24 protein-coding genes are annotated in these 26,550 nt (G+C 60.8%); 11 read left to right on the top strand and 13 right to left on the bottom strand.

What is annotated here, in order from left to right:
- Positions 1-178: 178 nt before the first annotated feature.
- Both ptsP and rppH read right to left on the bottom strand, forming a co-directional pair.
- The gene (gene ptsP, locus ACRAWE_RS15595) at positions 179-2,425 is read right to left on the bottom strand and encodes a phosphoenolpyruvate--protein phosphotransferase (protein WP_019455718.1); all 2,247 of its coding nucleotides are present in this window, start codon (positions 2,423-2,425) and stop codon (positions 179-181) included.
- Between the two features lie 12 nt (positions 2,426-2,437).
- Positions 2,438-2,965 (bottom strand): RNA pyrophosphohydrolase, encoded by a 528-nt coding sequence (gene rppH, locus ACRAWE_RS15600; protein ID WP_025160232.1) that lies wholly within the window; start codon positions 2,963-2,965, stop codon positions 2,438-2,440.
- Between the two features lie 696 nt (positions 2,966-3,661).
- Between rppH and mutH the strand changes: the two genes are divergently transcribed.
- The 4 genes from mutH (at position 3,662) to ACRAWE_RS15620 (ending at position 6,787) form a co-directional block, all read left to right on the top strand.
- Positions 3,662-4,348, top strand: coding sequence for a DNA mismatch repair endonuclease MutH (gene mutH, locus ACRAWE_RS15605; protein WP_019455716.1), 687 nt, complete (start codon positions 3,662-3,664; stop codon positions 4,346-4,348).
- A 100-nt stretch (positions 4,349-4,448) separates the two neighbouring features.
- A complete protein-coding gene (locus ACRAWE_RS15610; RefSeq protein ID WP_019455715.1) occupies positions 4,449-5,165 on the top strand; it encodes a TerC family protein in 717 nt (238 codons plus the stop codon).
- 156 nt (positions 5,166-5,321) lie between these two features.
- The gene (locus ACRAWE_RS15615; protein WP_019455714.1) at positions 5,322-5,540 is read left to right on the top strand and encodes a YgdI/YgdR family lipoprotein; all 219 of its coding nucleotides are present in this window, start codon (positions 5,322-5,324) and stop codon (positions 5,538-5,540) included.
- Positions 5,541-5,746: 206 nt separating this feature from the next.
- The gene (locus tag ACRAWE_RS15620) at positions 5,747-6,787 is read left to right on the top strand and encodes an NADP(H)-dependent aldo-keto reductase (protein ID WP_019455713.1); all 1,041 of its coding nucleotides are present in this window, start codon (positions 5,747-5,749) and stop codon (positions 6,785-6,787) included.
- Between the two features lie 34 nt (positions 6,788-6,821).
- On the opposite strand, the gene lplT is transcribed toward ACRAWE_RS15620, so the two are convergent.
- From lplT to ACRAWE_RS15635, 3 genes are all read right to left on the bottom strand, one after another.
- Positions 6,822-8,006, bottom strand: coding sequence for a lysophospholipid transporter LplT (gene lplT / locus ACRAWE_RS15625; RefSeq protein WP_432525595.1), 1,185 nt, complete (start codon positions 8,004-8,006; stop codon positions 6,822-6,824).
- On the bottom strand, positions 8,006-10,159 hold the full coding sequence (gene aas, locus ACRAWE_RS15630) for a bifunctional acyl-ACP--phospholipid O-acyltransferase/long-chain-fatty-acid--ACP ligase (protein ID WP_432525596.1): 2,154 nt from the start codon (positions 10,157-10,159) through the stop codon (positions 8,006-8,008). The genes lplT and aas overlap by 1 nt, the downstream gene beginning before the upstream one ends.
- A 350-nt stretch (positions 10,160-10,509) precedes the next feature.
- Entirely contained in the window at positions 10,510-12,768 is a 2,259-nt protein-coding gene (locus ACRAWE_RS15635) for a molybdopterin guanine dinucleotide-containing S/N-oxide reductase (RefSeq protein WP_432525597.1), read from the bottom strand.
- Between the two features lie 220 nt (positions 12,769-12,988).
- Between ACRAWE_RS15635 and galR the strand changes: the two genes are divergently transcribed.
- The 3 genes from galR (at position 12,989) to ACRAWE_RS15650 (ending at position 14,819) form a co-directional block, all read left to right on the top strand.
- Complete coding sequence (gene galR, locus ACRAWE_RS15640; protein ID WP_025160231.1) at positions 12,989-14,008, top strand: HTH-type transcriptional regulator GalR; 1,020 nt, start codon at positions 12,989-12,991, stop codon at positions 14,006-14,008.
- Positions 14,009-14,166: 158 nt separating this feature from the next.
- Entirely contained in the window at positions 14,167-14,511 is a 345-nt protein-coding gene (locus ACRAWE_RS15645) for a type II toxin-antitoxin system RelE/ParE family toxin (protein WP_033652133.1), read from the top strand.
- Between the two features lie 5 nt (positions 14,512-14,516).
- Positions 14,517-14,819, top strand: coding sequence for a helix-turn-helix domain-containing protein (locus ACRAWE_RS15650; RefSeq protein ID WP_211130137.1), 303 nt, complete (start codon positions 14,517-14,519; stop codon positions 14,817-14,819).
- Positions 14,820-14,846: 27 nt separating this feature from the next.
- Here the strand turns inward: ACRAWE_RS15650 and lysA are convergent, their stop codons facing one another.
- On the bottom strand, positions 14,847-16,109 hold the full coding sequence (lysA, locus tag ACRAWE_RS15655) for a diaminopimelate decarboxylase (RefSeq protein WP_432525598.1): 1,263 nt from the start codon (positions 16,107-16,109) through the stop codon (positions 14,847-14,849).
- A 134-nt stretch (positions 16,110-16,243) separates the two neighbouring features.
- Here lysA and ACRAWE_RS15660 point away from each other — a divergent pair, with 134 nt between their 5' ends.
- Positions 16,244-17,167, top strand: a complete 924-nt coding sequence (locus tag ACRAWE_RS15660; RefSeq protein WP_019455705.1) for a LysR family transcriptional regulator — start codon at positions 16,244-16,246, stop codon at positions 17,165-17,167.
- Here the strand turns inward: ACRAWE_RS15660 and ACRAWE_RS15665 are convergent.
- Together ACRAWE_RS15665 and ACRAWE_RS15670 are read right to left on the bottom strand one after the other, a co-directional pair.
- Positions 17,157-18,311, bottom strand: coding sequence for an MFS transporter (locus ACRAWE_RS15665; protein ID WP_154747467.1), 1,155 nt, complete (start codon positions 18,309-18,311; stop codon positions 17,157-17,159). The two genes, ACRAWE_RS15660 and ACRAWE_RS15665, sit on opposite strands and share 11 nt — an antisense overlap.
- Before the next feature lie 317 nt (positions 18,312-18,628).
- The gene (locus ACRAWE_RS15670; protein WP_019455703.1) at positions 18,629-19,537 is read right to left on the bottom strand and encodes a LysR family transcriptional regulator; all 909 of its coding nucleotides are present in this window, start codon (positions 19,535-19,537) and stop codon (positions 18,629-18,631) included.
- A gap of 108 nt (positions 19,538-19,645) precedes the next feature.
- Here ACRAWE_RS15670 and ACRAWE_RS15675 point away from each other — a divergent pair, with 108 nt between their 5' ends.
- Together ACRAWE_RS15675 and ACRAWE_RS15680 are read left to right on the top strand one after the other, a co-directional pair.
- A complete protein-coding gene (locus ACRAWE_RS15675) occupies positions 19,646-20,530 on the top strand; it encodes an MBL fold metallo-hydrolase (RefSeq protein ID WP_063917950.1) in 885 nt (294 codons plus the stop codon).
- Positions 20,531-20,596: 66 nt separating this feature from the next.
- Complete coding sequence (locus ACRAWE_RS15680; protein WP_015378930.1) at positions 20,597-21,244, top strand: DsbA family protein; 648 nt, start codon at positions 20,597-20,599, stop codon at positions 21,242-21,244.
- A 28-nt stretch (positions 21,245-21,272) separates the two neighbouring features.
- Here the strand turns inward: ACRAWE_RS15680 and ACRAWE_RS15685 are convergent, their stop codons facing one another.
- Positions 21,273-21,980 carry a hypothetical protein gene (locus tag ACRAWE_RS15685; protein WP_019455701.1) on the bottom strand — a complete coding sequence of 236 codons (708 nt, stop codon included), beginning with the start codon at positions 21,978-21,980 and terminating at the stop codon, positions 21,273-21,275.
- Between the two features lie 206 nt (positions 21,981-22,186).
- Between ACRAWE_RS15685 and ACRAWE_RS15690 the strand changes: the two genes are divergently transcribed.
- Positions 22,187-23,914 carry an ABC transporter ATP-binding protein/permease gene (locus ACRAWE_RS15690; protein ID WP_019455700.1) on the top strand — a complete coding sequence of 576 codons (1,728 nt, stop codon included), beginning with the start codon at positions 22,187-22,189 and terminating at the stop codon, positions 23,912-23,914.
- A gap of 36 nt (positions 23,915-23,950) precedes the next feature.
- On the opposite strand, the gene agaF is transcribed toward ACRAWE_RS15690, so the two are convergent.
- The 4 genes from agaF to agaV are packed head-to-tail and all read right to left on the bottom strand — an operon-like array spanning position 23,951 to position 26,550.
- Entirely contained in the window at positions 23,951-24,385 is a 435-nt protein-coding gene (gene agaF / locus ACRAWE_RS15695) for a PTS galactosamine/N-acetylgalactosamine transporter subunit IIA (protein ID WP_019455699.1), read from the bottom strand.
- A 10-nt stretch (positions 24,386-24,395) separates the two neighbouring features.
- Positions 24,396-25,289 (bottom strand): PTS system mannose/fructose/sorbose family transporter subunit IID, encoded by an 894-nt coding sequence (locus ACRAWE_RS15700; RefSeq protein WP_019455698.1) that lies wholly within the window; start codon positions 25,287-25,289, stop codon positions 24,396-24,398.
- Positions 25,279-26,058 (bottom strand): PTS N-acetylgalactosamine transporter subunit IIC, encoded by a 780-nt coding sequence (agaW, locus tag ACRAWE_RS15705; protein ID WP_019455697.1) that lies wholly within the window; start codon positions 26,056-26,058, stop codon positions 25,279-25,281. Before agaW ends, ACRAWE_RS15700 begins: the two co-directional genes overlap by 11 nt.
- Before the next feature lie 15 nt (positions 26,059-26,073).
- On the bottom strand, positions 26,074-26,550 hold the full coding sequence (gene agaV, locus ACRAWE_RS15710) for a PTS N-acetylgalactosamine transporter subunit IIB (protein ID WP_019455696.1): 477 nt from the start codon (positions 26,548-26,550) through the stop codon (positions 26,074-26,076).

Below are 26,550 nucleotides of genomic sequence, written 5' to 3' on the forward strand. Positions count from 1 at the left end.
CAGGTGCCAAACGGCGACGCAGGTTATCCCACGCCCTTCAAGCGGCAGCGTTGACCGCTGCGGTTTGCAGGGCGACGAGCATGCGCCGCGCTGAGGTTGCGCATCATAACATAGGCTTAACGCGGTCCGGTCCGGCTGAGCGGGAAAAGTTCTGTAAAAAAATTACCGCCTGCGGCGGTTATCTGCCGCCGCGAATCAACCCGCCCATGCCGCGTCGTTCCATAAAAGCCGCCACCAAATGGCGCACTTCGGTGGTCATTTGGGTGTTCAACACCCGGTGCGCCAGCACTTCGGCGTCGGACAGCTCGATATGCCGCAGCAGGTATTTGATGCGCGCCACGCTGCGGCCGTTCATGCTCAGATTGCGGTAGCCCATGCCCACCAGCAACAGCGCGCCCATGGGATCGCCGGCCAGTTCGCCACACAGGCTAAGCTGCAACCCCGCCGCCTTCCCCTGTTCGGCGATCAGCTTAAGCACCTGCAGCATCGCGGGATGCAGGCTGTCATACAGCGAAGCCACCCGGGTGTTGTTGCGATCCACCGCCAACAGATACTGGGTTAAATCGTTGGTGCCAACCGAGATGAAGTCAACGCGCCCGGCCAAATGCGGGATCAGGAAAATCATCGACGGCACTTCCAGCATCACGCCGATTTTCGGTTTCGGTATCCCGTAGCCGAGCACCTCTTCCACCTCGCGCCCGGCGCGGTCAATCAGGCGTTTGGCCTCGTCGACCTCTTCCAGGCTGGTGACCATCGGCAGCAGAATGCCCAGATTGCCGGTGCCGGCATTGGCGCGCAGCATGGCGCGAACCTGAATCAAAAAAATCTCCGGCTGATCCAGGGTGATACGGATACCGCGCCAGCCCAGACAAGGGTTCTCCTCACTGATCGGCATATAGGGCAGTTGCTTGTCGGCGCCGATGTCTAAGGTGCGCAGCGTGACCGGTTTGCTCGGGTAAAGCTGCAGCATGCCCTGGTACTGCGCGACCTGCTCCTCTTCGGAAGGGAAGCCGCTTTGCAACATGAACGGGATTTCGGTGCGGTATAGCCCCACGCCATCCACTCGGCCGCCCAACAGCTGCTCATGTTCCGGGCTGAGACCGGCGTTCAGCATCACCTGAATGCGTTCGCCGCTTTTCAGCTGCGCCGGTTGCTCGACGTCATCTTCCGCCAGTTTGCTCAGCTCCAGCTCTTCGCTGATCAGCCGCTGATATTCCTGCACCAACACCGGCTCAGGATCGACCAGCAGTTCGCCGCGATAACCGTCGACGATCAGCAGCCGTTGGCTGAGCAGAGAAGGTTGGATGTCAGCGCCCATCACCGTCGGCACCCCCATCGCCCGCACCAAAATCGCCGCATGCGAGTTGGCGGCGCCGTCGCGCACCACAACGCCGACCAGGCGATCCTGCGGCACCTCGGCCAGCAATGTCGCGGTCAGTTCATCCGCCACCAGCACGAAACGCGCCGGCCACTGGGTGGCGCCCTGAGTGGTGTCGTCGAGATGGAACAGCAGGCGCTGGCCGAGCGCGCGCAGGTCGCTGCCGCGCTCGCGCATGTAGGTGTCCTGCAATTTGGCGAACTGCTCGGCAAAGGCTTCTATCACCTGTTTCACCGCCCACTCCGCCACTGAACCGTTGTCGATTTCGGCGAACAGTTCGCGCTTGAGGCGGGCGTCGTTTAACAGGTGAGAATAAAGATCGAAGATCGCCGCGCTCTCTTTTTGCGAGCTGGCAGCAAAACGCTTGCTGAAACGGCGAAATTCCGCGCCGGCCTCTTCCAGCGCCAGCGTCAAGCGTTCGCGTTCGCTGGCGGTGTCCAGCGTCGACGCGCGGTAAACCTGATCGAGCGACGGTTGGCTGCTGTCCTGCCACCCTTCCGCTACGGCTACGCCTGGCGAGGCCGCCAGCGCGCGCACGCGCGTTTGGCGATACTGGCCGAAAATAGCATTCAACTGCGATTGTGAAAGGATCCCGGCCATCTGCGTGGCCAGAGTCACCATGAATGACTCTTCGCTTTCGTCGAACTGGCGCAGCTCACGCTGCTGCACCACCAACACCCCCAACAGCTGGCGCCGATGAATGATCGGCACCCCAAGGAAGGATCGGAAGCGATCCTCTTTCACCTGCGGAACGTATTTGAAGCTGGGGTGGCTTTGGGCATCGGCCAGGTTGATGGGCTCGGCCCGGCGGCCGACCAACCCGACGACGCCCTCGTCAAACGCCAATGCGATAGTGCGCCCGCGCGGCTTTTTCAGCCCGCGCGTGGCCATCAGGTAATAGCAGCGACGGTCATTATCCGCCAGGTAGATGGAACAGACTTCAGTGTCCATCGCCAGACAGGTTTCATTGACCAGCAGATCCAGCGCATCCGTCAGACTGGCCGCCGCGGCCACCTTCTCTACAATTTCTCGCAAGCGCGTGAGCATAGTCTGCTTAACTTAACCTCTCTTTCGGCGATAAGCGGGAGCCTGCCGCGGCGCCGCTTGCTCTTGCATCGGCATCACGGTCACGGCGAATTCTTTCATCACCCGGCGGTAGACGTCGCGTTTAAACGACACCACCTGGCGCACCGGATACCAGAAGCTCACCCAGCGCCAACCGTCGAACTCCGGCGTGCTGCTGCGCTGCATGTTGATATCAGCGTCATTGCACAGTAGCTGCAACAAAAACCATTTTTGCTTTTGGCCGATACAAACCGGCTTTGTGTCCCAACGCACCAAACGTTTCGGCAATTTATAGCGCAACCAGTTGCGGGTCGAAGCCAGGATGCGCACATCCTTTTTATTCAGCCCCACTTCTTCGAACAGCTCACGGTACATCGCCTGCTCCGCAGTTTCACCAGGGTTAATCCCACCTTGGGGAAACTGCCAGGAGTGCTGACCGTAACGGCGGGCCCATAAGACCTGCCCCTGACGATTACAGATTACGATACCAACATTCGGGCGGTAGCCATCATCATCGATCACCGGACTACCTCGATAAGCTTAAATTCGCATAGATATCCTGATTGTTTCACACAAGCTACAGGCGGTAAACCACTGCTTTACGGTGCTGCGGGCCGGATAACATTGGGATAACTCACAGATATGGGCAAAGTTATAAACATACCCCAGCATTTCGGAGCGGTTTTATTCACTTTTTCTGTGGATAGGTGTGTGCAGAACTCGAGGGATAAGCCGGTAAAACTCTCAAACCCTAAAATCGGCCTTTATCGCCAAAAACACACATTAAGTTTAAAAACAAAAAGTTAACCAATGAACCCCAGTTATGTACAGGGCAAAAATGTGATCTATGCACGGTAAGGATCTTACCCTGGCGAAAGATCCACCAACGCCGTTTTTATCCACAGATTATCCGGGCAAGTTACGCACAAAACGGACAAATTCGTAAAAACCCGCCCGAGTCAAGGCTGTAAATTGAACCAGTGATCGGTAAAAATTTGGGTTATCCCATAAATCTGTGGATAAATAGGTGTAAGATCCTGTTTATTGTCGGTGGCTTCAGGTGAACAAGCCCCGCACGCGCATTGCCGCTCACATCGGGAAAGAAAAAAAGTCATGTAAAATCATGCTACTATTATTCTTTTCCCCAGGCGATAGCGGCCATCGTCCGCCGTGTATAATCTCAGTACGTTTTTCAACCAAATTCGACAGGCTTGATTTATGGCGTTTTTATCCCCTTTGCCGCCCCCGCCGGAAAATGAACGGCAGCTGTTCGAGCGCGCTCAGGCGCTGGCCGGCTTCAGCTTCGGCGAACTGGCCGCCCGCGCACAGTTGCCGATCCCCAAGGATCTGAAACGCGATAAGGGCTGGGTGGGCATGCTGCTGGAGCTGTACCTCGGCGCCATGGCCGGCAGCAAGCCGGAGCAGGATTTTCCCGAACTGGGCATCGAGCTGAAAACCATCCCTGTCGACGCCGCAGGCAAACCGCTGGAGACCACTTTCGTCTGCGTGGCCCCGCTCACCGGCAACAGCGGCGTTACCTGGGCCAGCAGCCACGTTCGCCACAAACTGGCGCGCGTCCTGTGGATCCCGGTTGAAGGCGAGCGCCAAATCCCGCTGGCCGAACGCCGCGTCGGTTCGCCGCTGCTGTGGAGCCCGAGCGCCGCAGAAGAAGAGAGGCTGCGCCGCGATTGGGAAGAGTTGATGGATCTGATCGTACTCGGCCACGTAGAGCACATCACCGCACGCCACGGCGAGGTGCTGCAACTGCGACCCAAAGCGGCCAACAGCAAGGCGCTCACCGAAGCCATCGGCGAGCAGGGGCAACCCATCATGACGCTGCCGCGCGGTTTCTATCTGAAAAAGGGTTTTACCGGCGCATTGCTGGCAAGACATTTCTCGATCTAAGCGATTTCGTTTAACTCTGGTTTAGCTAACCCTGTCAGCGCCACGATAAACGCGTATAATTCACGCTTTGCATTTATTAAGTATTAAGGTGTGCCGGGCAATGTTCGAATGGATTATGGATCCCAATGCCTGGTTAGCGTTAGGCACGCTAACCATTCTTGAGATCGTACTGGGTATTGATAACATCATTTTTCTGTCGCTGGTGGTGGCCAAGCTGCCTAAAGCGCAACAGAACAAAGCTCGCCGACTAGGTCTGGCCGCCGCCATGCTGATGCGTCTGGCGTTGTTGGCCTCTATCGCCTGGGTGATCCGCTTGACGCACCCGCTGTTCACCGTACTGGATCACGCCGTTTCCGCCCGCGATCTCATCCTGCTGCTGGGGGGATTGTTCCTGATCTGGAAAGCCAGCAAAGAGATCCACGAAACTATCGAAGGTTCGGAGGAAGAACACCACACCAAGGTGCACAGCTTCTTCGGCGCTATCGTGCAGATCATGCTGCTCGATATTATCTTCAGCCTGGATTCGGTGATTACCGCCGTGGGCCTTTCCGACCACCTGTTCATCATGATGGCGGCGGTGGTGATCGCCGTCGGCGTGATGATGTTCGCCGCCCGGCCGATCGGTGAATTCGTCAATCGCCATCCGTCGGTAAAAATGCTGGCGCTGGCGTTCCTGATCCTGGTGGGCTTCACGCTGATGCTGGAAAGTTTCCAGGTGCACGTGCCGAAAGGCTACATCTACTTCGCCATGTTCTTCTCCATGTCGGTAGAAGCGCTCAATCTGATGCGCAGCAAGAAAAACCGCTCGCCGGAATAAACCTTATACGAAAGCCGCCCCCGGCGGCTTTCGTCCCTTCGTTGACCTCTCATTTCACTTTTTCTTATCAGATAAAGACTTATCTGAGACGCCCTTCGCCGAGAGTTTGCTAATCTTGAAATAACAATGTTTTCTGCACAATCGAGGATCCGCAGGATGAAAAAGTGGGTAATGGCAGTGTCTGCGCTGGTCATGGCCGCCGGTTTGGCGGGATGTTCCAGCGACTACGTAATGGCGACCAAGGATGGCAACATGATCCTGACGCAGGGCAAACCGGAGATCGACAAAGACACCGGCCTCATCAGTTATAAAGATGAAAAAGGCAATCACCGCCAGATCAACGGCGATCAGGTTTCTCAGGTTATCGAACGCTAATTACCGCTCGCCGGCTATCGCCCATTCAAGCGCGGTAGCCCTCATTCGTGTCCGCACGGAATCCGCTTCCCCCATCTTCACCGCTTGGTTATAGTCAGGAAAGGCGACATCGCCGCCCGACGGACTTCGCGCCGTCTTCTGACATTGGGCTCCTGTTTTACCGGGCCGCGCGGCCCGTCAGCGCTAACAAGAAAGGAAGGCCGTTAATGCAATACCACCGTATTCCCCACAGTTCTTTAGAAGTGAGCGTGCTGGGACTGGGCACCATGACCTTTGGCGAACAGAACAGCGAAGCCGACGCCCATGCGCAACTGGACTATGCATTGGCCGCAGGCGTGAACCTGATAGACACCGCCGAACTGTACCCGGTGCCGCCCCGCCCGGAAACCCAGGGCCTGACCGAGAGCTATATCGGCAGCTGGATCAAGGCGCGCGGCAACCGCGAAAAAATCGTCCTGGCCAGCAAAGTCTCGGGCCCGGTGCGCGGCACCGACAGCAGCATCCGTCCGCAGCAGGCGCTGGATCGCAAAAACATCCGCGCCGCGCTCGACGCCAGCCTCAAGCGGCTGAATACCGACTATCTCGATCTCTACCAATTGCACTGGCCGCAGCGCGCCACCAACTGCTTTGGCAAACTCAATTATCAATACACCGATGACAAAGCCACGGTCACGCTGCTGGAAACGCTGGAAGCGCTGACCGAACAGGTGCGCGCCGGCAAAATTCGCTATATCGGGGTTTCCAACGAAACGCCCTGGGGCGTGATGCGCTACCTGCAGCTGGCGGAGAAGCACGAGCTGCCGCGCATCGTGTCGATTCAAAACCCGTACAGCCTGCTGAACCGCAGCTTTGAGATTGGCCTGGCCGAGATCAGCCAGCACGAAGGGGTGGAGCTGCTGGCCTATTCCAGCCTGGCGTTCGGCACCCTGAGCGGTAAATACCTCAACGGTGCAAAACCGGCCGGTGCGCGCAATACGCTGTTCACCCGCTTCAACCGTTATTCAGGGCAGCAAACCCAGCTGGCGATCGCCGAATACGTGGCGCTGGCCAAAAAACACGGGTTGGATCCTTCGCAGATGGCCTTAGCCTTCGTGCGCCAACAGCCGTTCGTCGCCAGCACCCTGCTGGGCGCCACCTCGGTGGAGCAGTTGAAAATCAACCTCGGCAGCCTCGATGTGGTATTGGATGAGGACGTGCTGCAGGCGCTTGAAGAGATCCATACCCGGTTTACCATTCCGGCGCCTTAATACAGCGAGGGCGCAGCCTGCGCTGCGCCCCGTTTCACCGCCGCTGCGACCACCACAGTGCGCTAATCGACAGCGCAAACACCACGCCAAATCCGACGCCGACGCCCACTACCGGCACGCCCAGCTTCACCACCAGCGAATACAGCGCCAGCATCAGCAACATGGCGGCGTTTTCACCCAGATTTTGCACCGCGATCGCATTGCCGGCGCCGACCGAATGCTTGCCCCGCTCCTGCAGCAGCGCATTGAGCGGCACCACGAAGAAGCCCCCCAGCATGCCGATGATCGCCAACAAGGCATAGGCATTGAGCATGGTGGTTTGCAGCGCGAATACCGCGACCGCGACGCCGATCAGGATCCCAGCCGGCATACAGCGCTTCACCGTCTTCAGCGTAACGAAACGCGCGGCACCGCCGGCGCCCACCACGATGCCGACGGCCACCATGGCGTTCAGCAGCGTCGGCGTGGCGTTATCGGCGATGCCGAGTGCCACCGGCACCCACAGCACCAGCAGAAAACGCAGCGTCACGCCGGCACCCCAAAACAGGCTGGTGCCGATCAGGGAGAAACGCGTCTGCCCATCGCGCCATAGCGTAACGCAGGCGGTAAAGAAGCTGTTCGTCATGGCCCGCGGGCGCCAGGAGGCCCCCGGGCGCGCCGCCGCCAGACGCGGAATATACAGGTTGGCAACCACCGCCCCCGCGTAAACCAAGGCGCAGGCCGCCAGCGCCGCCACCACATGCCAATCCGCCAGCATGCCGCCGGCCACCGAGCCGGTCAGAATGGCGGCAATGGTCGAGGCTTCCATCAGGCCGTTAGCCTTGACCAGCTTCTCGCCGCTAGTGATCTCGCCCAGAATGCCATATTTGGCCGGTGAATATGCGGCAGCGCCTACCCCGACCAGGCTGTAGCCGAGGAACGGGTTGAACCCAAAGCAGATCACCAACGCCCCCGCCAGTTTCAGGGCGTTGGCGAACATCATCACCCGCCCTTTGGCGAAGCTGTCGGCCACCTGACCGACAAACGGCGCAAGAATGATGTAGGTGGCAACAAAGGCCATCTGCAGGATCGGCTGGCTCCAGTCCGGATAAAGCTGCTGTTTGATCAACGCCAGCGTGGCGAACAGCAACGCATTGTCGCCGAACGCCGAGAGGAACTGCGCGCTGATCACCGCGATCATGCCGCGTGACAACAAAGGGGACTCGGTCGAAGGATTCATCAGGCACTCTCCGGCTGTTCGGCCATGTGACGCAGGGTGACGAAATCGGGTTTGCCGCTGCCCAGCACCGGCAACGTTTTCAGCAGGCGGATATCGCGTGGCACCGCCAGCTCCGGGCTGCCCAGTTCACGCGCCACCCGCAGCAACGCCTCGCGGGTGATGGCGGGATCGGTGGTGAACAGCACCAAGGCCTCGCCTTTGCTGCTGTCGCTTTTGACCGTTGCGGCATGCAATTTTTCCGGCGACAACCGCTGCGCCAGCAGTTCGACGCTCTCCAGCGACACCATCTCGCCCGCCAGCTTGGCGAAGCGCTTCACGCGCCCGCGAATGGTGCAGTAGCCCTGCTCATCCAGGCTGACGATATCGCCGGTGTCGTACCAGCCCGGCTGTAGCACGCCGTTGGCATCTTCCGCCGCCGGCGGTTCCAGTTCGCCGGGACGCTCAACCCGCAGATAGCCTTTCATGATATTCGGCCCCTTCAGCTGCAGGCGGCCGCCGTTGTCGATCCCCGGCACCGCGATCAGACGTGCCTCCATCTGCGGCATGATGCGGCCGACGGTGCCTACCTTGGTCGCCAGCGGCACGTTGATCGACACCACCGGCGCGCACTCGGTCACGCCATAGCCTTCCAGGATGCGAATGCCGTATTTATCCTGATAGATCTGTTTGGTGCTGTCCGCCAGTTTCTCTGCACCGGCCACCACGTAGCGCAGGCGGGCAAAATCATACGGATGGGCGAAGCGCGCATAGTTGTTGAGGAAGGTCGCCGTGCCGAACAACACCGTGCAGTTGCGGTCATATACCAGCTCCGGCACCACGCGATAATGCAGCGGGCTGGGGTAGAGAAAAATGCGGCTGCCTGTGAGAAGCGGCGTCAGCAGCCCCACCGTCAGGCCAAACGAATGGAATAACGGCAGCGAGGACATGAAGCGGTCGCGCGGCGTGAAATCGGCAATGGTGCGGATTTGTTCTACGTTGGCCAGCAGGCTGGCATGCGAATGCACCACGCCCTTGGGGTGGCCTTCAGAACCTGAAGTGAACAGGATCAGCGCCGCATCCTCCGGGCGTTGCGGCAACACCGCGCGCTGCGGCTGCAGCAAATGCCGCAGGATCCACAGCTTGTCCGCCAGCGTGACGGTGTCTTTCAGATCTTCCAGATACACCCAGTTGGCCTGCGTCACCTGCTCCGGCAGGTGGGTCAGCTTGCCCTTTTCCAGAAACTGACGCGAGGTGACGATGGTCTTGATGCCGGCGGCGAGCATCGCGCTGTTCAGGCCGTTGGCGCCGGCGGTGTAGTTGAGCATCGCCGGAATACGGTTGCGCAGCGAAGCGCCGAAGATCGCCGCCGCGGTGATGGTGGCATTCGGCAACAGCAGCCCGACGTGCTCCCCTTCGGCGGTAAAGCGCTGCAGAATGCGGCTGACGCCCAGCGATTTCTTGATCAGCGTCTGGTAACTGTCTTCTTTGAAAGCGATGTCTTCGATACAGGGCTTGCGGCGCCCGTAGCGGTGCTGCGCCGCCAGCAAGGCATGGAACAGGGTCTGCGGTTCACGCGTATCCATCCGCGCCCGCATCATGATCTGCATCAGGCGATCGCCCGCCAGCGCACGGCGTTCGCGCGCACGCGGCGCCTCCGGCATCGGCAGCGTGGTCGGCGACAAGATGCGGATGCTGATTCGCGGGAACCAGCGGATCTTGAACACCCCGGCCATGCGGCCGAACGGACTGAATTCGGGGCCGTCGATCCGCACCGGAACCACAGTGGCGCCCGATTTGGCGGCAATAAACGCCGCGCCGTCGTAAATTTTCATCAGCGCGCCGGTCACGGTGATGCGCCCTTCAGGGAACACCACGATCGGCCGCCCCTGTTCGACCATGCGCACCAGCTGCTTGATGGCCATCGGCTTGGTGGGGTCGAGCGAGACAAAATCGATGTAAGGCCGCAGCCAGCGCATAAACCAGCTCTCGCCGATGCTGGCGTAAACCGCAAACACCGGTTTAATCGGCAGGAACAGCGCCAACAGCACGCCGTCAAGAAAAGAGACGTGGTTCGGTGTAATCAGCAGTTTTTGCCGATCGAAGTGCTGGACGTCCCCTTCGACCCGTACCCGAAACAACAGGCGAAACAGCGCGCGCAGCAGTGAAAATATCATGCCCTTCTCCCTTGGCCATGGAGGCGTAAATCGTTGTAGGGAAAAGAATACTATATGGCGGGCAAAAAAAAACCTACGCATCCGCGTAGGTTGGTGCAATTGAAAATGGCTTCAGCATGCAAGGCACGCTGATTTCTCACCAATCAATACCTCTGGGATCACCTACTCTAGAGAGATGCCGTGCAGGAAACTACCGCCGAATCGCAAGAGTTCTGCTCCAAATGCAACCAGCTGTAAATTTCCCGCGACCGGCTGTAATAACTCAATGAAACTTAAACCTTCACGGCGACCAAAAGATAAATAATCGCCGCGGAGCCCCCTCTCCAGGTACGCGATCGGGCGCGCCTCGCTCAGCGAGCGCTAACCTCCACCAGACAGCTCATGGCATTCGGCCCCTGCGTCAGCGGCGAGGTGCCGATATCCAGCGTCAGCACGTTCGGGTTGCCCGCCTGTTCAATCGGTTGACGCTGCACGCCAACGCCCGGATCGAACCAAGCGCCGGTCGCCATCAGCACCACCCCACGCGTTACACCGTCGGTCAGCGATACCCCCGCCAGGCAACCGCCGCGCGCGTTGCTGACCAGCACTTCGGCGCCGTCCAGCACACCGCGCGGCGCGGCGTCGTCCGGATGCATATACAGGGTTTCGCGCCCGGCGGTTTTGTTCCCCTGCGCCAGCGGCGCCGGATCCATCTGGCTGTGCAGACGATCGCTCGGTTGGATGGAGATCAGATGCAGCGGCCAGTTTTTGGCCTGCGGTGCCCCCAACCACTCCACCGGCGGTTGCCACTGCGGATGCGGGGCGAAATCCTGATAGCGATAACCGGCGATCCGCTCGCTGAACAGTTCAATCTTGCCGCTGGGCGTTTGCAACGGATTGGCCTGCGGATCGGCGCGGAACGCGTCGAAAAACACAAACTCTTTGGCGGGCGCGGGCAGTTCGACATAGCCCTGCCGCCAAAACGCCTCAAACTCCGGCCAGGCGACGCCAGCGCGCTGCTGCGCCACGCCGCATTGCCGGTAGATCTCTTCGATCCAGGCCCGTTCGTCGCGGTTCTCGGTGAAGCGTTCGCGATAGCCGAGACGCTCCGCCAGATCGGCGAAGATATCGAAATCGTTGCGCGCCTGGTGCTGCGGCGCAATGGCCTGATGCATCGCCAGCACGTAGCGATCGCGCGACGAGCCGCCGATATCGTTACGCTCCAGCGAACTGGTGACCGGCAGAACGATGTCCGCCATCTTGGCCGCCGCCGTCCACCAGATATCCTGGACGATCACCGTGTCCGGCTTTTGCCAGCCCTCCACCAGCCGATTCAACTGCTGATGATGATGGAATGGGTTGCCGCCGGCCCAGTGCACCAAATGAATATCCGGGTAGTGCCGCGTCTCGCCGCAAAATTGATAGGCTTCGCCGGGGTGCAGCAGCATATCGCAGATGCGCGCCACCGGGATCGCCAGCCCGGCCGGGTTGTCCCCGACCGGCATGGTCGGCGCGGGCGTGTCCACGCGCGGGTTGCCGACGCCGTTCATCGAACCGTGGCCGAACGAGAAACCGCCGCCCGGCAACCCCACCTGCCCCAGCATCGCCGACAGTGCGATCATCATCCAATAGGGTTGCTCGCCGCGGTGCGCGCGCTGCACCGAGTAAGAACAGGTGATGAAACTGCGCACGCCGATCAGCTGCCGCGCCAACAGCGCGATGCGGGCTGCCGGAATGCCGGTGATAGCGCTGGCCCAGACGGGGGTTTTCGCCACGCCGTCGCCGGCGCCGTTCAGGTAATCCGCCAGCTGCTGATAACCCACGCAGTGGCTATGCAGGAAGGCTTCGTCCTGAGCGCCCAGCCGTTGAATTTCGTAAGCCAGCGCCAACATCAGCGCCACGTCGGTATTCGGCCGGATCGGGATCCATTCCGCATTGACGAACTCGGGGCAATCGTCGCGCATCGGGCTGATGTTGATCACCGGCGTGCCCTTGCGCGCCAGCTTTTGCAGCCAGGGCTTGAGCGCATGCTCCGCCGCGCCGCCGGAAGAGACCTGGGCGTTTTTCAGCGCCAGCCCGCCGAACGCCACAAACAGTTCGCAGTGTTCCACCACGCTCGGCCAGCTGGTGACCCGGCCGGTGAGCGGCGAGAAAGTGCCGATCACATACGGCAGGAAGAACTGCGCCGCGCCCCAGCTGTAGTTGCCCTGCTGATCGACGCCGCCGCCGCCGCTGAAGTAGAACCGCCGCACCAGCGAACGCGCATGGTGCAGTCGCCCGGCCGATGACCAACCGTATGAGCCGGTAAACAGCCCGGAAGCGCCGTAACGGTCGCGCACCCGACGGTTTTCCTCCGCCACCAGATCGAGCGCCAAATCCCAGTCCACCTCGATGAAATCTTCTCTGCCGCGCAGCGTGCGATCGCTGCCTTCGCGCTTTTGCAGCCACGAACGGCGCACCGCCGGCTTGCGGATGCGCTTGTCGGAATAAACCATCGGCGCGATGGAATCGAGCAGCGGCGAAGGGTCAGGATCGTCGACGAAGGGTTCACAACGGATAAGCCGGCCGTCTTCAACCACGGCGGTATAGGCGCCCCAATGGGCGAGCTGCGGATAGCGTTTAATGGACATGGCGTTCTCGGCGCAAATCGGAATCCACAGACGTTACCTCAGCCTGTCGCCAGCGCCAACGTACAAATTGCGCTATCGTTCGGCCGGTGGTGGTTATGCGCGCAGCCACGAAGAGATTCTGCAACGGCCGCCACAAGTTGCGCACGACACCGCTTGCAGCCTCGGTTTTTTTCCGCAAGACTGGGGGATGTAAGCGATTACCCAGGATGTGTTGACTGATATGGCTACGATAAAGGATGTTGCCAGGCTGGCGGGTGTTTCCGTGGCCACGGTATCCCGCGTGATAAACCATTCCCCCAAGGCCAGCGAAGGATCGCGCACCGCGGTGCTGGCCGCCATGGAACAGCTGCAGTATCACCCCAACGCCAACGCGCGGGCGCTGGCGCAGCAATCCACCGAGACGCTGGGCCTGATCGTCTCCGACGTTTCCGATCCCTTTTTCGGCGCGATGGTCAAAGCGGTCGAACAGGTGGCCTACGCCACCCGCAATTTTCTGCTGATTGGCAACGGTTACCACGACGCCGAAAAAGAGCGCCAGGCGATAGAACAGCTGGTGCGGCACCGCTGCGAAGCCCTGGTGGTGCACGCCAAAAGGCTGAGCGATCGGGAGCTTTGCGACTGGATGCAACAAATCCCCGGCATGGTGCTGATCAACCGCACGCTGCCGGGTTTTGAAGCGCGCTGCGTGGCGCTCGACGATCGCTACGGCGCCTGGTTGGCGACCCGCCATCTGATCCAGCAAGGGCATCAGCGCATTGCCATCATCTGCTCCACCCACCAGATTTCCGACGCCACCGATCGCCTGCAAGGCTATCTCGACGCGCTGCAAGAGCATGGCATTGCGGTGGATGAAAAGCTGATCGCCTACGGCGAGCCGGACGAGATCGGCGGCGAACAGGCGATGACCGAGCTGCTCGGCCGCGGCCGCTCGTTCTCTGCCATCACCTGCTACAACGATCCGATGGCCGCCGGCGCGCTGTCAGTACTGAGCGATAACAGCGTCGACGTGCCGGGGCAAATTTCGCTGATCGGTTTCGATGACGTGCTGATTTCGCGCTATCTGCGGCCCCGCCTGACCACCATTCGCTACCCGATCGTGGCGATGGCCACCCAGGCGGCTGAGCTGGCGCTGGCGCTGGCCAATCGGCAGCCGCTGCCGGAAGTCACCAACATGTTCAGCCCGACGCTGGTGCGCCGCCACTCGGTCGCCACCCTCAACAACGCGCACGAACAGCCGTAATGACATCGCTGCATGGGTGAGCCGTCACCCATGCGTTCATATTGCGCAGCCCTCCGCATTTCCCGACTGTTGATTTTTTCCGCTCCCTGCGTTCGTGCATATTGTTCGAATAATAACCTTTACACTATATAGTATAAACGCTATATTTGGAGCGAATCATGTGGCAAGTGGTGACCGTCGAACGGTTCGACGACTGGTTTTTAGCGCTGAACAACGCCCAGCAAACCAGCATCCTGGCGGCGATCTTCAAATTACAGACGTTCGGCCCGCAGTTGGCGCGGCCGCACGCCGATACGCTGCATTTTTCCGACGCGGCCCGGCAGTTGAAGGAGCTGCGCGTTCAACATCGCGGGCGCCCTTTCAGAGTGTTTTTCGCTTTTGACCCACAGCGGCAAGCGGTGCTGTTGTGCGGTGGCGATAAAACCGGCGACAAGCGCTTTTACCAGCGCATGTTGCCCATCGCCGCCATGGAGTTTTCACATTATCTGGCCACCCGGAGGTAGTGCAGATGGCTAAACCTTTATCCCAATTGATCGACAAGCTCGATCCCGCCGTCGTTGGCGCAGCCAGGCAAAAAGCGGACAAGGAAATTTTCGAACTGCGGCTGGCGATGCTGCGGGAAGAGCTGGCGGTCTCTCAGGTTGAATTGGCGAAGCGGCTCGGCATCAGCCAACCCTCCGTCGCCAATTTGGAAAAGCGCGGCAGCGAAATAAAACTGTCGTCACTCAAACGCTATATCGAGGCGATGGGCGGCACGCTGTCGCTGGACGTGCAATTGCCCAATGGCCAGCACCGCCGCATGACGCTGTGAAGCGGGCGCCAGGCGCCCGCCCGCTTATCAGATAAGCTCCAGCGCGATCAGCTCTTCGATGGTTTGGCGGCGACGAATCAAACGCGGTTCGCCGTTTTCGAACAACACTTCAGGCAACAGCGGACGGCTGTTGTAGTTGGAAGACATCGACGCGCCGTAGGCGCCGGTATCGTGGAACACCAGATAATCGCCGATCTGTACCGGCGGCAGCTCGCGGGTTTCCACGCCGCCGCCCGCCTGCTGGGTGAACACGTCGCCGGATTCGCACAGCGGCCCGGCGATCACCGTTTCGCGCAGCGGCTGCCCCGACGTGTCGCGGCCATCGGCCGGCAACAGCGAAATATGGTGGTAGCTGCCGTACATCGCCGGCCGCATCAGATCGTTAAAGCCGGCGTCCACCAGCACAAAGTGGCGGCTGCCCATGTCTTTCACCGCCCGCACTTCGGCCACCAGCACGCCCGCCTCCGCCATCAGGAAGCGCCCGGGTTCAATCTCCAACTGTACCGGGTGCCCCAAATGCGCGGCGATGCGCTCACGCGCCCGGTTCCACAAACCGAAATAGTGCTCGGTATCGATCGCTTCTTCGCCGTACTGATAGGGGATAGACAGGCCGCCACCGGCAGAAATGGCGCTGATGTCATGGCCGAGATCGATCACCTGCTGCACCATCGCGTCGCAAACTCGCTCCAGATGCTGGTAATCGACGCCGGAACCGATATGCATATGCACGCCGACAAGCTTCAGGCCATAGCGGCGGATCTTCTCCACCGCCTGCGGCAGATCGGCATACCAGATGCCGTGCTTGCTGTTCTCGCCGCCGGTGTTGGTTTTCTGGCTGTGGCCGTGGCCAAATCCCGGATTAATGCGCAGCCACACCGGGTGCCCCGCAGAAACCTGACCGAGTTGATCCAGCATGTCGATGGAACCGGCGTTGACCGGGATCTTCAATTCGCTGACGCGCGCCAGCGTGGCGTGATCCAGCACGTCTGCAGTAAAGACGATCTCGCTCGGTTCGCCGCCCGGCTGAAAACCGGCCTGCAGCGCCCGCTCGATTTCACCCAGCGATACCGAATCCACCTTCACGCCCTGCTCGCGCATCAAGCGCAAAATATGAATGTTCGAACAGGCCTTCTGCGCGAAGCGGATGGTGTCGAAGTGGCGCAGCTGAGCGATGCGCTGGCTGATGATGTCGGCATCATAGGCCCAGACCGGGCAACCGAAACGCTGCGGCAAGGCCAGCAGGTTAGCGGCGTTCAACGCGGTGGAGGTGTTGTGCAACGGGCGTGGCATGGCGATATTCCCAATTCGAAAGTAACGGCGGATAAAGCCATAGTGCCGCACGCTGAATCGACTGGAAAATATCTATTTAGCCGTAGTCTATTCATTTATGATATGGCTTTCTTCCCCAGCCGAGCAGCCTCGCCATGCACAACATCTCTTTGCGACAGATCGAAATCTTTCGGGCGGTGATGACCACCGGCAACCTGACCGAAGCGGCGGCCCTGCTGCAAACCTCGCAGCCGACCGTCAGCCGCGAGCTGGCGCGCTTTGAGAAGCTGATCCGGCTGCAGCTGTTCGACCGGGTGCGGGGGCGTTTGTCCCCTACCGTGCAGGGGCTGAGGCTGTTCGAAGAAGTGCAACGCTCCTATTACGGCCTCGATCGCATCGTCAACGCCGCCGCCGGCATTCGCCAGTTTCAGCAGGCGCAGCTGTCGATCCTGTGCCTGCCGGTATTTTCTCAATCGCTGCTGCCGGCGGTGTGTCGGCCCTTTATCGAACGTTATCCGGAAGTCAGCTTCAGCGTGATCCCTCAGGAGTCGCCGCTGCTGGAGGAGTGGCTGTCGGCCCAGCGCCACGACCTTGGGCTGACGGAAACCGCCCTGACGCCGGCGGGTACCGAGCGAATGACGCTGATGACGTTGAACGAAGTCTGCGTGCTGCCGGCGGGTCACCCTTTATCGGCGAAAGACCAGTTGACGCCGCAGGATTTCGCCGGGCAAAACTTTATCAGCCTGTCGAGCACCGACAGCTATCGTCACTTGCTGGATGCGCTGTTCGCCGAACAGGGCGTCGAACGGCGCATGGTGATGGAGACCCACAGCGCAGCATCGGTGTGCGCCATGGTGAGGGCCGGCGTGGGCGTATCGATCGTCAACCCATTGACGGCGCTCGACTATGCCGGCAGCGGGGTGCACGTGCGGCCGTTCAGCATCGAGGTACCGTTCACCGTCAGCCTGATCCGGCCGCTGCATCGCCCTTCTTCTGCGCTGGTCACGGCCTTTATCGACCATCTGCATCAGCAGGCGGCCGGTTTCCCCGCTCGGCTCGACGCGGCGATCAGGCGCTAGCCGGGCGCTTGGCGCGTTTAAAGGTCACCAGGCACAGCAGCAGCCCCAGCAGCGCTATCGCCGCCGCCGCCAGAGGAACGCGGGTCAACCCCAGCCCCTGCGCAATCACCGCTCCGCCTACCCAGGCACCGAGTGCATTGCCGACGTTAAACGCAGCAATATTCAGTGTGGAAACCAGATTCGGCGCTTTCTTGCCGTAAGTCACCACGTTGATCTGCAGCGCCGGCACCGCGGCGAAAGCGGCGGCGGCCCACAGGAACAGGGTCATTTCCGCCGGCACCAGCGCATGGCTGGTCCAGTGGAACAAGGCGGCGAACAGCGCAATGGCCAGGAAAGTGCAGCTGAGCGTCAGCGCCAACCGCCAGTCAGCCAAGCGGCCGCCAACGATATTGCCCACCGTCAGGCCTACGCCCATCAGCAGCAGCGTCCAGCTTACGCCGCTCGCCGAGACACCGGTCACTTCGGTCAGCAACGGCGCGATATAGGTGAACAGCGCAAACATTGAGGCAGCGAACGCCACCGTCATCAGCAGCGACAGCCAAATGCCGCCGCCGCGCAACGCCGCCAGCTCTTTTTTCAGATCGGTCGGCGCCTCATCTTTTAACGCAGGCAGCTTGGCATACAGCGCCAACAACGACAGCACGCCGATCAGCGCCACCGCCCAGAAGGTGGAACGCCAGCCCAGCGCCTGCCCCAAGGCGGTGCCGAGCGGCACGCCCAGCACGTTGGCCAGCGTCAGGCCGGTGAACATCAAGGCCACCGCCGAAGCCCGTCGGTTGGGTGCCACCAGATTGGCGGCCACCACGGCGCCGATGCCGAAAAACGCGCCGTGGCACAGTGCGGTGATGATGCGCGCCAGCATCAGGAAGTTATAGCTGTATCCCAACGCGCACATCACGTTGCCGATGATGAAGATCACCATCAGCAGCAGCAGCGTATTCTTGCGCGGCAGTTTGGCGGTCAACAGCGCCATGATCGGCGCGCCAATCGCCACGCCCAACGCATAGCCGCTGATCAGCCAGCCGGCCGACGGGATCGACACCTGCAGATCCCCTGCCACGTCAGGCAGCAGCCCCATAATGACGAATTCGGTGGTGCCGATGGCAAATGCACTTAATGCCAGTGCGAGCAAAGAAACAGGCATGGGTAACGCTCCCGGTCAACACAGCCCGGCGTCAGACGCTCAGGGCTATTCAATAAACAAGCATAATCCCGGGCCACCCGCAGGGCGGCCCGAACAAGCGGGGTCAGATGAGATGTTCCAAGCGGAGGGATAATACTTAACCCTATAATTAATAAGTTTTATTCTCGCTTTTCGCCCCACAGAAATAGCACGCGGCGCAGAGCGAAGACCAGCAGAGACAGGCGGACAGCGCACAAATCATTCAGCGCTGGGCGCTAAGCGCTTGAATGCGCTGACGATGAAAAATGTGTGCAAATGTTACCGCATTGTTAATTTCATCAGCGCAGCGTCGCCTGCCACTGCGGATCGCTGGCGAACCACTCCACCAGAAAGTCCAGCATGGTGCGCAGGGTAGCGGGCATTTGTCGACGTGAAGTGTAGATGCCGTAGATGCCCATCGACTGCGGCCGATAGCCCGGCAACAGTTCCACCAGCTCGCCGCTGGCCAGCAGCGGCGCCGCCGAATAATAGGGCTGCATGGAAATGCCTGCGCCCTGCACCGTGCCGGCCATCAACACCACCGACTCATTGGCGCTCAGGTTACCGCTGACCGCCACCGCCGATTTCACCCCCTGCGCGTCGAAATGCCACAGGCTTTTGCCGAAATAGGAGTAGGTCAGACAGTTGTGCAACGCCAGATCCTGCGGCTGACGCGGCGTGCCGTGCGCCGCCAGATAAGCCGGCGCGGCGCACACCACCGACGCGCAGCTGGACAGCGGCCGGGCGATCAGATTGGGATCCAGCTCATTGGTGATGCGCAGCGCCAGATCGATGCGTTCCTCCACCAGATTCACCGCCCGGTTGTTCATCTGCAGATCGACCGCCACCTGCGGGTGACGCTTCAGATATTGAGCGACGGCCCCCACCAGCGCCGTTTGCCCCAGCGACTGCGAACAGGTGATGCGCAGCAGGCCACGCAGCTCATCGCTCTGCCCTTCCTCCACCAGATCGATCTCCCCCGCCAACGCCAACATTTGCCGACATCGCTCAAGAGTGCGCTCACCGGCGTCGGTCAGACTAAGCTTACGGGTAGTGCGATGCAGTAAACGCGCTCCGGCCCATTGCTCCATTTGCGCCAGATAGCGCGTCACCATCGCACGTGACATCTCCAGCGTTTCCGCGGCGGCGATCATGCTGCCGCGATCGACGATGGTGACAAAAACCTCAGCGGCGGTAATGCGATCCATGATTAGTCCGATTTATGCAACGAATAATTGCTTATTATCCGGTTTTTCTATCGCTTTATGCAACCTAACATCATTACAACATTAACCGATACCTAAGGACCTCTGCCCATGTTTAAGAAATCACTGTTAACTCTGGCCTTCACCGGCGTCGCCACCCTGAGCGCTTACGCCACCGCTGCCGACACCCTGACCATGGAAGTGTATAACCCGGGCGAGAAAAGCGTGTTCCCGGTGTCTTCCGAGATCGTCAGCGGCAAACACGAAGTGGCGCTGATCGACGCTCAGTTCCAGCGCAACGATGCCGAAGAGCTGGTGAAAAAGATCAAGGCGACCGGCAAAAAACTGACCACCGTCTACATCAGCCATTCGGATCCGGATTTCTACTTCGGTCTGGACGTGATTAAGGCCGCCTTCCCGGAGGCGAAAATCATCGCTTCGCCGGGCACCATCAAGGACATCAACGCCACCAAAGACGGCAAAGTCGCCTACTGGGGCCCAATCCTGAAAGACAACGCGCCTAAAACCGTGATCGTGCCGCAGCCGCTGCAGGGCGACAGCTTCACCATCGACGGCCAAAAAGTGGAAGTGAAAGGTCTGAACGGCCCGACTCCCGATCGCACCTTCGTCTGGATCCCGGCGCTGAAAGCGGTAGTGGGCGGTGTCGCGGTCGCCGGGGACAATATCCATCCGTGGATCGCCGACAACCAGAGCGTGGAATCGCGCCAGCACTGGCAGCAGACGCTGAAAAACATCGAAGCGCTGAAGCCGCAGGTCGTCGTGCCGGGCCACTTCCTGCCGGGTGCAGCGCAGACGCTGGCATCGGTGCATTTCACTCAGAAATACCTGACCACGCTGGAAGCCGAGCTGCCTAAGGCCAAGGATTCCACCGCGCTGATTGAAGCGATGAAAAAGCACTACCCGACGCTGAAAGACGAATCGAGCCTGGAACTGAGCGCGAAAGTGCTGAAAGGCGAGATGAAGTGGCCGCAATAAGCGCCCGAGCGTGATTGAACCAGTCCTGGCGCGGCGGCGAACTGCCGCGCCAGGCGAGGAGCTAAGATGACCGAAACCACTTTGCATTACATTTTCGATCCGCTGTGCGGTTGGTGCTACGGCGCCGCGCCGCTGGTGAAAGCGGCTCAGAGCCTCCCAGGGCTCAAGGTCGTGCCGCACGCCGGCGGCATGATGACCGGCAACAACCGCCGTCAGATTACCGACGAATGGCGCAACTACGTCATTCCGCACGACAAACGCATCGCCGAAATGACGGGCCAGCCGTTCGGTGAAGCCTATTTCAACGGTCTGCTGCGCGACACCACGGCGGTGATGGATTCCGAGCCGCCGATCACCGCTATCCTGGCGGCGGAAAAGCTGGCGGGGCGCGGGTTGGACATGTTGCACCGCATTCAGCAGGCGCACTATCAGGAAGGCCGTCGCATCGCCGACACGCCGGTGCTGGAAGCGTTGGCGAAAGAGCTGGGATTGCCTTCGGCGGCGTTTATCGCCGAAATGCGCTTCAACAGCGGCGCGCCGACCGCGCAACATATCGCGGAAAGCCGGGCGCTGCTGGCCAAAGTGCAAGGCCAGGGCTTCCCGACCTTTGCACTGCAGGATAGTGATGGCCGCCTGCATCTGCTGCCGGCCGGCAATTATCTGGGCAATGTGGAAGCCTGGAAGAATCTGCTGGGCGCCGCCGCACTGGCGTAATCCTGCTCGCCCCGGTCGTCGGGGCGGGTCATTCTACCCGCACGAACCTCCCTTCCGCCCGCACGTTGTGACCGAACCCGCAATCGCCCCGCGTGTGCATTTCCAACGCTTGCTCGCCGAACTCCATCGTCACGTCGCAGACCTGCGCGCTGTCCGACTCGTGCTGGTGGTAGACGGCCTTGCCGTGTGCGATCGGCAGCTCCGCGGAAAAGTCCCCCATGTTCGGCCCGTAATACAGCCCCATCTGCGGCATCGCGTAGCCGGAAAAATCGATCAGCCAGCGCTCGCCCTGCGGCTTAACCACCACTTCACTCCACACGCCGCGCCCGGCGTATTGCCAATACACGCCGCCCGGCCCCTGCGGCTGCGGCCGCTGCGCCAGACGTTGACGCAACAGGCTCAGGTTGTGCTGCGATTTATCGTCGTGCGGTGCCAGCGCCAGATAGGCCTGCGCCTTGAGCAATTCGCCGGCGTGCATCAGCGACAGCGCCACGTTGTTGTAAGCCGTGGCAACCGCCTGCTCGCTCAGGCCGCAAAATTCGCTCCAGGCCGCCTGATCGCGAAAGATGTCGGCGGCTTTGGCGTAATCCTGCCGCTGATAAGCCTTTTTTCCCAGTTCGGCGTAGCTCGCCACCTTTTGGCAGTCGGCAGCAATGTCCGGCTCGTCAATGTGCGCCCAGGCCCGGACGCTGGCGAAGACGCCGCAGGTCAGCAACAGGGGAAACCAAGCCTTCATCGTTTATCCTTTCTGCAAAAATTCGGCGCCAGTATAACCGCCCGGCGCCGGAGTGTATGCCGCAATTGCGATCGCCTGCATGGCCGCCGGCGATTCAACCGTATTATTTCAAACGGTTAGCGGAGTCAAAACTGCTTACAGTCACGGTTTGTTTGTTACCGGCCCGCGGCCCATGCTGAACAAAATGCCGCAATGAATGAGCCGCTATGAACGCAACCCCCTTGCAGAAACACGCCGTTTGGCAGCTGATCAAACCCTTTTGGGTGTCAGAGGAGCGATGGCGCGCCTGGATGATGCTGATCGCCATCGTCGTCCTGTCGCTTGGCCTGGTCTATATCAGCGTGCAGATCAACCAGTGGAACCAGGTGTTCTACGATGCGCTGCAGAACAAGAACTACCCAGTGTTCAAGGCACAGCTGTGGCGCTTTACCTATCTGGCGCTGATCTTCATCGTGCTGGCGGTCTATAAAATCTACCTGACCCAGGGGCTGCAGATGCGCTGGCGGCGCTGGATGACGGAAAAGTTCATGGATAAATGGCTGGCGCATCAGGCGTATTACCACACCGAGCAGCAGCAGATCGTCGATAACCCCGATCAGCGTATCGCCGAAGATCTCAACGTGTTGACCCAATATACCCTGTCGCTGTCGCTCGGGCTGCTCTCCAGCCTGGTGACGCTGTTTTCCTTTATCGACATTTTATGGCACGTCAGCGGGCCGATGACCTTCGCACTCGGCCAGCACGCCATCACCTTGCCCGGTTATATGGTGTGGTTCGCGCTGCTGTATGCGGTGTTGGGATCGCTGTTGATCTGGTGGGTCGGTAAACCGCTGGTCATGCTGGGCTTCAACCAGGAACGGTACGAGGCGAACTTCCGTTTCGGCCTGATCCGCATCCGTGAAAACAATGACGCCATCGCGCTGTACCACGGCGAACCGCGCGAGGCACAGCAGTTGGGCGACCGTTTCGATACCATTCGCAGCAACTGGTGGGCGATCATGCGCATCACCCGGCGGCTGAACATCGCCACCAACTTCTACGGCCAGTTCGCTATCGTGTTTCCGCTGCTGGTGGCGGCGCCACGCTACTTCTCCGGCGCCATCCAGATGGGCGGCCTGATGCAGATCGCCTCGGCCTTCGGCCAGGTGCAGGGGGCGCTGTCGTGGTTTATCGACGCTTTCAACGATTTGGCGACCTGGAAAGCCTGCGTCAACCGTCTGGCGGGCTTCAACGCCGCCGTCGATCAGGTGCATCATCAGCCGCGCGGCATTCAGCTGCGGGAAGAGGCCGTCCATCCGTTAACGCTGGACAATCTCAGCCTGAACTTGCCCGACGGCCAGCCGCTGCTGACCGGCGCCGAGATGACGCTGCAACGCGGCGATCGCCTGCTGATCGTCGGCCCTTCCGGCTGCGGCAAGTCGACGCTGCTGCGAGCCATCGCCGGCATCTGGCCTTACGGCGCGGGTGCCATCGGGCTGGCGGCCAACGCCAACACGCTGTTCCTGCCACAGCGCAGCTACATTCCGATCGGCACGCTGCGTGAAGCGTTGAGCTATCCGAGCCTGGCGACAGAATACAGCGACGCGCAGCTGATGCGGGTGCTGGAAAACTGCCGCCTGAAACACCTGCAGCGCTGGCTGGACACCTCCGCCAACTGGAGCCATCGCCTGTCGCCGGGCGAGCAACAGCGGCTGGCCTTCGCCCGCGCCCTGCTGATACGCCCTAGCCTCCTGTTCCTTGACGAAGCCACCAGCGCGCTGGACGATGAAACCGAGCAATTGATGTACTGCCTGCTGGTGGATGAACTGCCGGACGTGACGCTGATCAGCGTGGCGCACCGCAACAGCGTGGCGAAATATCACCAGACCTGCTGGCGCTTCAGCCGCGGCGAAGACCAACCGGCGCGCCTGGCGCTGAGCCCGTTGCCGGCATAACTCACGAAGCCGGGCGCGAGCGCGCCCGGTTTTCGTTCAGATGCCGTCGGCCTGCACGTTTTCGCATTTCACCCGGCGGCGCTCATGCCACAGGCTGGTCAGGCCGCGTTTACCGCACGCCAGCGCCACCTCGCGAAACTCATCCAGGCTCAACCCGTCGCGCTCCAGCATCATTTCCGCCGCCAGCTGCATATTCACGCCGGTCAGCACTTCACAATCCCCCTGCGCATCCGCCAGCTCGCAGGCGCTGCGAAACGGCGAGCCGCCGAGCATGTCGGTGAGAAACACCACGCCGTCCGGCTGCGCCACTGCGACCAGCGCCGAACGCAAAGCCTCCCTGAGCTGCGCGGTGCTCATCTGTTCGGGGAAATCGACCGCCGCGCAGTGCGGCTGTGGCCCCACCACCTGTTCCACCGCCTGCAACAGCCCGCTGGCGAAGCCGCCGTGGCCGGTAATCACAATGCCTGGCATATTCCGCTCCTCACAAAATGCCGATAAATTTGCCCGCTACGCCGATGACTACGGTGACGCCAATCAGCTTCACCGGCGAGAATCCGCGCTTCATCAGGAAGAAAATGAGCAGCGTGAAACACAGCGGCAGTAAGTTGGGCATCAGCTTGTCCAGCACGTCGGTCTGCAGCGCCACGCTGGCCTTGCCGGCATGCATCACCAGCGGCGTGGACAGATGCACATACGAGGCCACCAGCGCGCCGATCACCGTCATGCCGACAATGGAGGCGGCGTGCGAAATACGCCGGGTGTGGGTCTTCAGCAGCGCCAGCGCGCTGGTGCCGGCCTGGTAGCCGTAGTGCGCCAGCCCGAAACGCAGGCCGAAGTGGAACAGGTTGAACAGCAGCAGGAAGACGATCGGCCCGAACAGGCTGCCCTCCAGCGCCAACGAAGCGCCTATCCCGGCGCAGATCGGCAGCAGCGTCAACCAAAACAGCGCGTCGCCGATGCCGCCAAGCGGCCCCATCAGCGCCACTTTCACCGCGCGGATGGTGGAGATCTTCTCCTTGTTCTGCTCCATTGCCAGCACCAGGCCGGACAGGAAGGTGACGTCGAACGGGTGCACATTGATAAACTCCATGTGCATCTTCATCGAATTGGCCAAATCCTGCGGGTTGCGGTGGATCTTGCGCAGCCCGGGGATCAGCTGATACAGCCAGCCGCCGGCCTGCATGCGCTCGTAGTTGAACGATGCCTGTAGCAGCAGCGAACGCCAGGCCATGCGGTTGATGTCGCCGCGCGTCAGCGCTTCGGCGGGCTGGCTGTCCAGGTAATCGTCCTGCTCCACCTGGCTGGTGGCCAGCGCCTGCGCCATACGCTGATCGGCCTTTTGCGCCAGCAGATCGTCGGAATCGTTAAATGCCATCTTCGGCGTCCTCCTGCGGAGCGGGCCGAGCCGTCGCCTCTGCCGCGCCGCGTTGCGTGTTGAAGAAGTCGATCAGAGCGATCGCCAGGGCGCCCAGCGCCACCGCCAGAATCGGCAGTTTGAGAAACGTGACCGAGATGAAACCGAGAATGAAATAGGCCACGTAGGTTTTTTTCATCATCACCTTCATCAGCAGCGAGAAACCGATCGCCGGCATCATGCCGCCCGCCACCGCCAGCCCGTCCAGCAGCCAGCCCGGTGCCTTCTGCACCATGGCGCTGGCCGCATCGGCGCCGAAGTAAATCGGCAGGAACGCCACCACGAAATAGAAGATGAACAGAATGCTGATGCCGAGGTAGTTCACCCGTTCGATGCCGCGCCAGTTCAGCTCTTTCACCATACGATCGCAGCGGTGCATCATCGGTGAGAACAGCGTAAACAGCAGCGTGATGCAGCCCTGCACCGCTATCGAGAACGGCACCGCCACGCCGATCGCCACTTTAGGATCGGCCTTGGTCAGAATGGCGAACGCGGTGCCGATCACCCCGCCGATCACCACGTTCGGCGGTTGGGCGCCCGCCAGCGGCACCATCCCCATCCACACCAGCTCCAGCGTGCCGCCCACCAGCAAGCCGGTGTAGACGTCGCCCAAAATCAGCCCCACCAGCGGCCCCATCACCACCGGCCGGTGGAAGTGGGTCAGGCCGTCGAACAGATCAACCCCCGCCAACCCGGCCAACAGCGCAATCAATAACGCATCCGTCAACATGCTTCCCCCCCAGGCTCAAAAGAGCAGTTTGCCGATCGCCTCGCCCGCCTCATCCGGCACCCGGCGCACTTCGCACTCCACGCCCAGCGCCGCCAGCGCGCGGAACGCGGCCACGTCGCCGTCGTCCAGCGACACCGTTTTGTGCACCTGCCGCTTCCCCTCGGCGAAATGCATATTGCCGACGTTGACGAAACGGATCGGCACCCCGCCGCGCACCAGCGTCAACACGTCCTGCGGCGTTTTGCATACCAGAAAGATCTTCTGTCGATCCGCCGCCTTGTGGATCACGTCGATGGTTTTCTGCAGCGTGAAATAACGGGTCTGCACCCCTTCCGCCACCACCATGTCCATCAGGTTCTGCTGCACCGGATCGGCGGCGGCCTCGTCGTTGGCCACCACCACCAGGTTGGCGCCGAGAGTGTTGGTCCAGGTCACGCCCACCTGGCCGTGCACCAGGCGATTGTCGATGCGGGTCATTAAAATGTTCGGCAT

The organism is Serratia sp. BFP-2025 (assembly GCF_050880365.1).
GTDB classification, from domain to species: domain Bacteria; phylum Pseudomonadota; class Gammaproteobacteria; order Enterobacterales; family Enterobacteriaceae; genus Serratia; species Serratia surfactantfaciens.

Excerpts from the sequence above, each read along its gene's own strand:
- ptsP (WP_019455718.1), bottom strand. The coding sequence starts at position 2,425 with ATGCTCACGCGCTTGCGAGAAATTGTAGAGAAGGTGGCCGCGGCGGCC.
- mutH (WP_019455716.1), top strand. The coding sequence starts at position 3,662 with ATGGCGTTTTTATCCCCTTTGCCGCCCCCGCCGGAAAATGAACGGCAG.
- ACRAWE_RS15610 (WP_019455715.1), top strand. The coding sequence starts at position 4,449 with ATGTTCGAATGGATTATGGATCCCAATGCCTGGTTAGCGTTAGGCACG.
- ACRAWE_RS15615 (WP_019455714.1), top strand. The coding sequence starts at position 5,322 with ATGAAAAAGTGGGTAATGGCAGTGTCTGCGCTGGTCATGGCCGCCGGT.
- ACRAWE_RS15620 (WP_019455713.1), top strand. The coding sequence starts at position 5,747 with ATGCAATACCACCGTATTCCCCACAGTTCTTTAGAAGTGAGCGTGCTG.
- lplT (WP_432525595.1), bottom strand. The coding sequence starts at position 8,006 with ATGAATCCTTCGACCGAGTCCCCTTTGTTGTCACGCGGCATGATCGCG.
- aas (WP_432525596.1), bottom strand. The coding sequence starts at position 10,159 with ATGATATTTTCACTGCTGCGCGCGCTGTTTCGCCTGTTGTTTCGGGTA.
- ACRAWE_RS15635 (WP_432525597.1), bottom strand. The coding sequence starts at position 12,768 with ATGTCCATTAAACGCTATCCGCAGCTCGCCCATTGGGGCGCCTATACC.
- galR (WP_025160231.1), top strand. The coding sequence starts at position 12,989 with ATGGCTACGATAAAGGATGTTGCCAGGCTGGCGGGTGTTTCCGTGGCC.
- ACRAWE_RS15645 (WP_033652133.1), top strand. The coding sequence starts at position 14,167 with ATGTGGCAAGTGGTGACCGTCGAACGGTTCGACGACTGGTTTTTAGCG.
- ACRAWE_RS15650 (WP_211130137.1), top strand. The coding sequence starts at position 14,517 with ATGGCTAAACCTTTATCCCAATTGATCGACAAGCTCGATCCCGCCGTC.
- lysA (WP_432525598.1), bottom strand. The coding sequence starts at position 16,109 with ATGCCACGCCCGTTGCACAACACCTCCACCGCGTTGAACGCCGCTAAC.
- ACRAWE_RS15660 (WP_019455705.1), top strand. The coding sequence starts at position 16,244 with ATGCACAACATCTCTTTGCGACAGATCGAAATCTTTCGGGCGGTGATG.
- ACRAWE_RS15665 (WP_154747467.1), bottom strand. The coding sequence starts at position 18,311 with ATGCCTGTTTCTTTGCTCGCACTGGCATTAAGTGCATTTGCCATCGGC.
- ACRAWE_RS15670 (WP_019455703.1), bottom strand. The coding sequence starts at position 19,537 with ATGGATCGCATTACCGCCGCTGAGGTTTTTGTCACCATCGTCGATCGC.
- ACRAWE_RS15675 (WP_063917950.1), top strand. The coding sequence starts at position 19,646 with ATGTTTAAGAAATCACTGTTAACTCTGGCCTTCACCGGCGTCGCCACC.
- ACRAWE_RS15680 (WP_015378930.1), top strand. The coding sequence starts at position 20,597 with ATGACCGAAACCACTTTGCATTACATTTTCGATCCGCTGTGCGGTTGG.
- ACRAWE_RS15685 (WP_019455701.1), bottom strand. The coding sequence starts at position 21,980 with ATGAAGGCTTGGTTTCCCCTGTTGCTGACCTGCGGCGTCTTCGCCAGC.
- ACRAWE_RS15690 (WP_019455700.1), top strand. The coding sequence starts at position 22,187 with ATGAACGCAACCCCCTTGCAGAAACACGCCGTTTGGCAGCTGATCAAA.
- agaF (WP_019455699.1), bottom strand. The coding sequence starts at position 24,385 with ATGCCAGGCATTGTGATTACCGGCCACGGCGGCTTCGCCAGCGGGCTG.
- ACRAWE_RS15700 (WP_019455698.1), bottom strand. The coding sequence starts at position 25,289 with ATGGCATTTAACGATTCCGACGATCTGCTGGCGCAAAAGGCCGATCAG.
- agaW (WP_019455697.1), bottom strand. The coding sequence starts at position 26,058 with ATGTTGACGGATGCGTTATTGATTGCGCTGTTGGCCGGGTTGGCGGGG.
- agaV (WP_019455696.1), bottom strand. The coding sequence starts at position 26,550 with ATGCCGAACATTTTAATGACCCGCATCGACAATCGCCTGGTGCACGGC.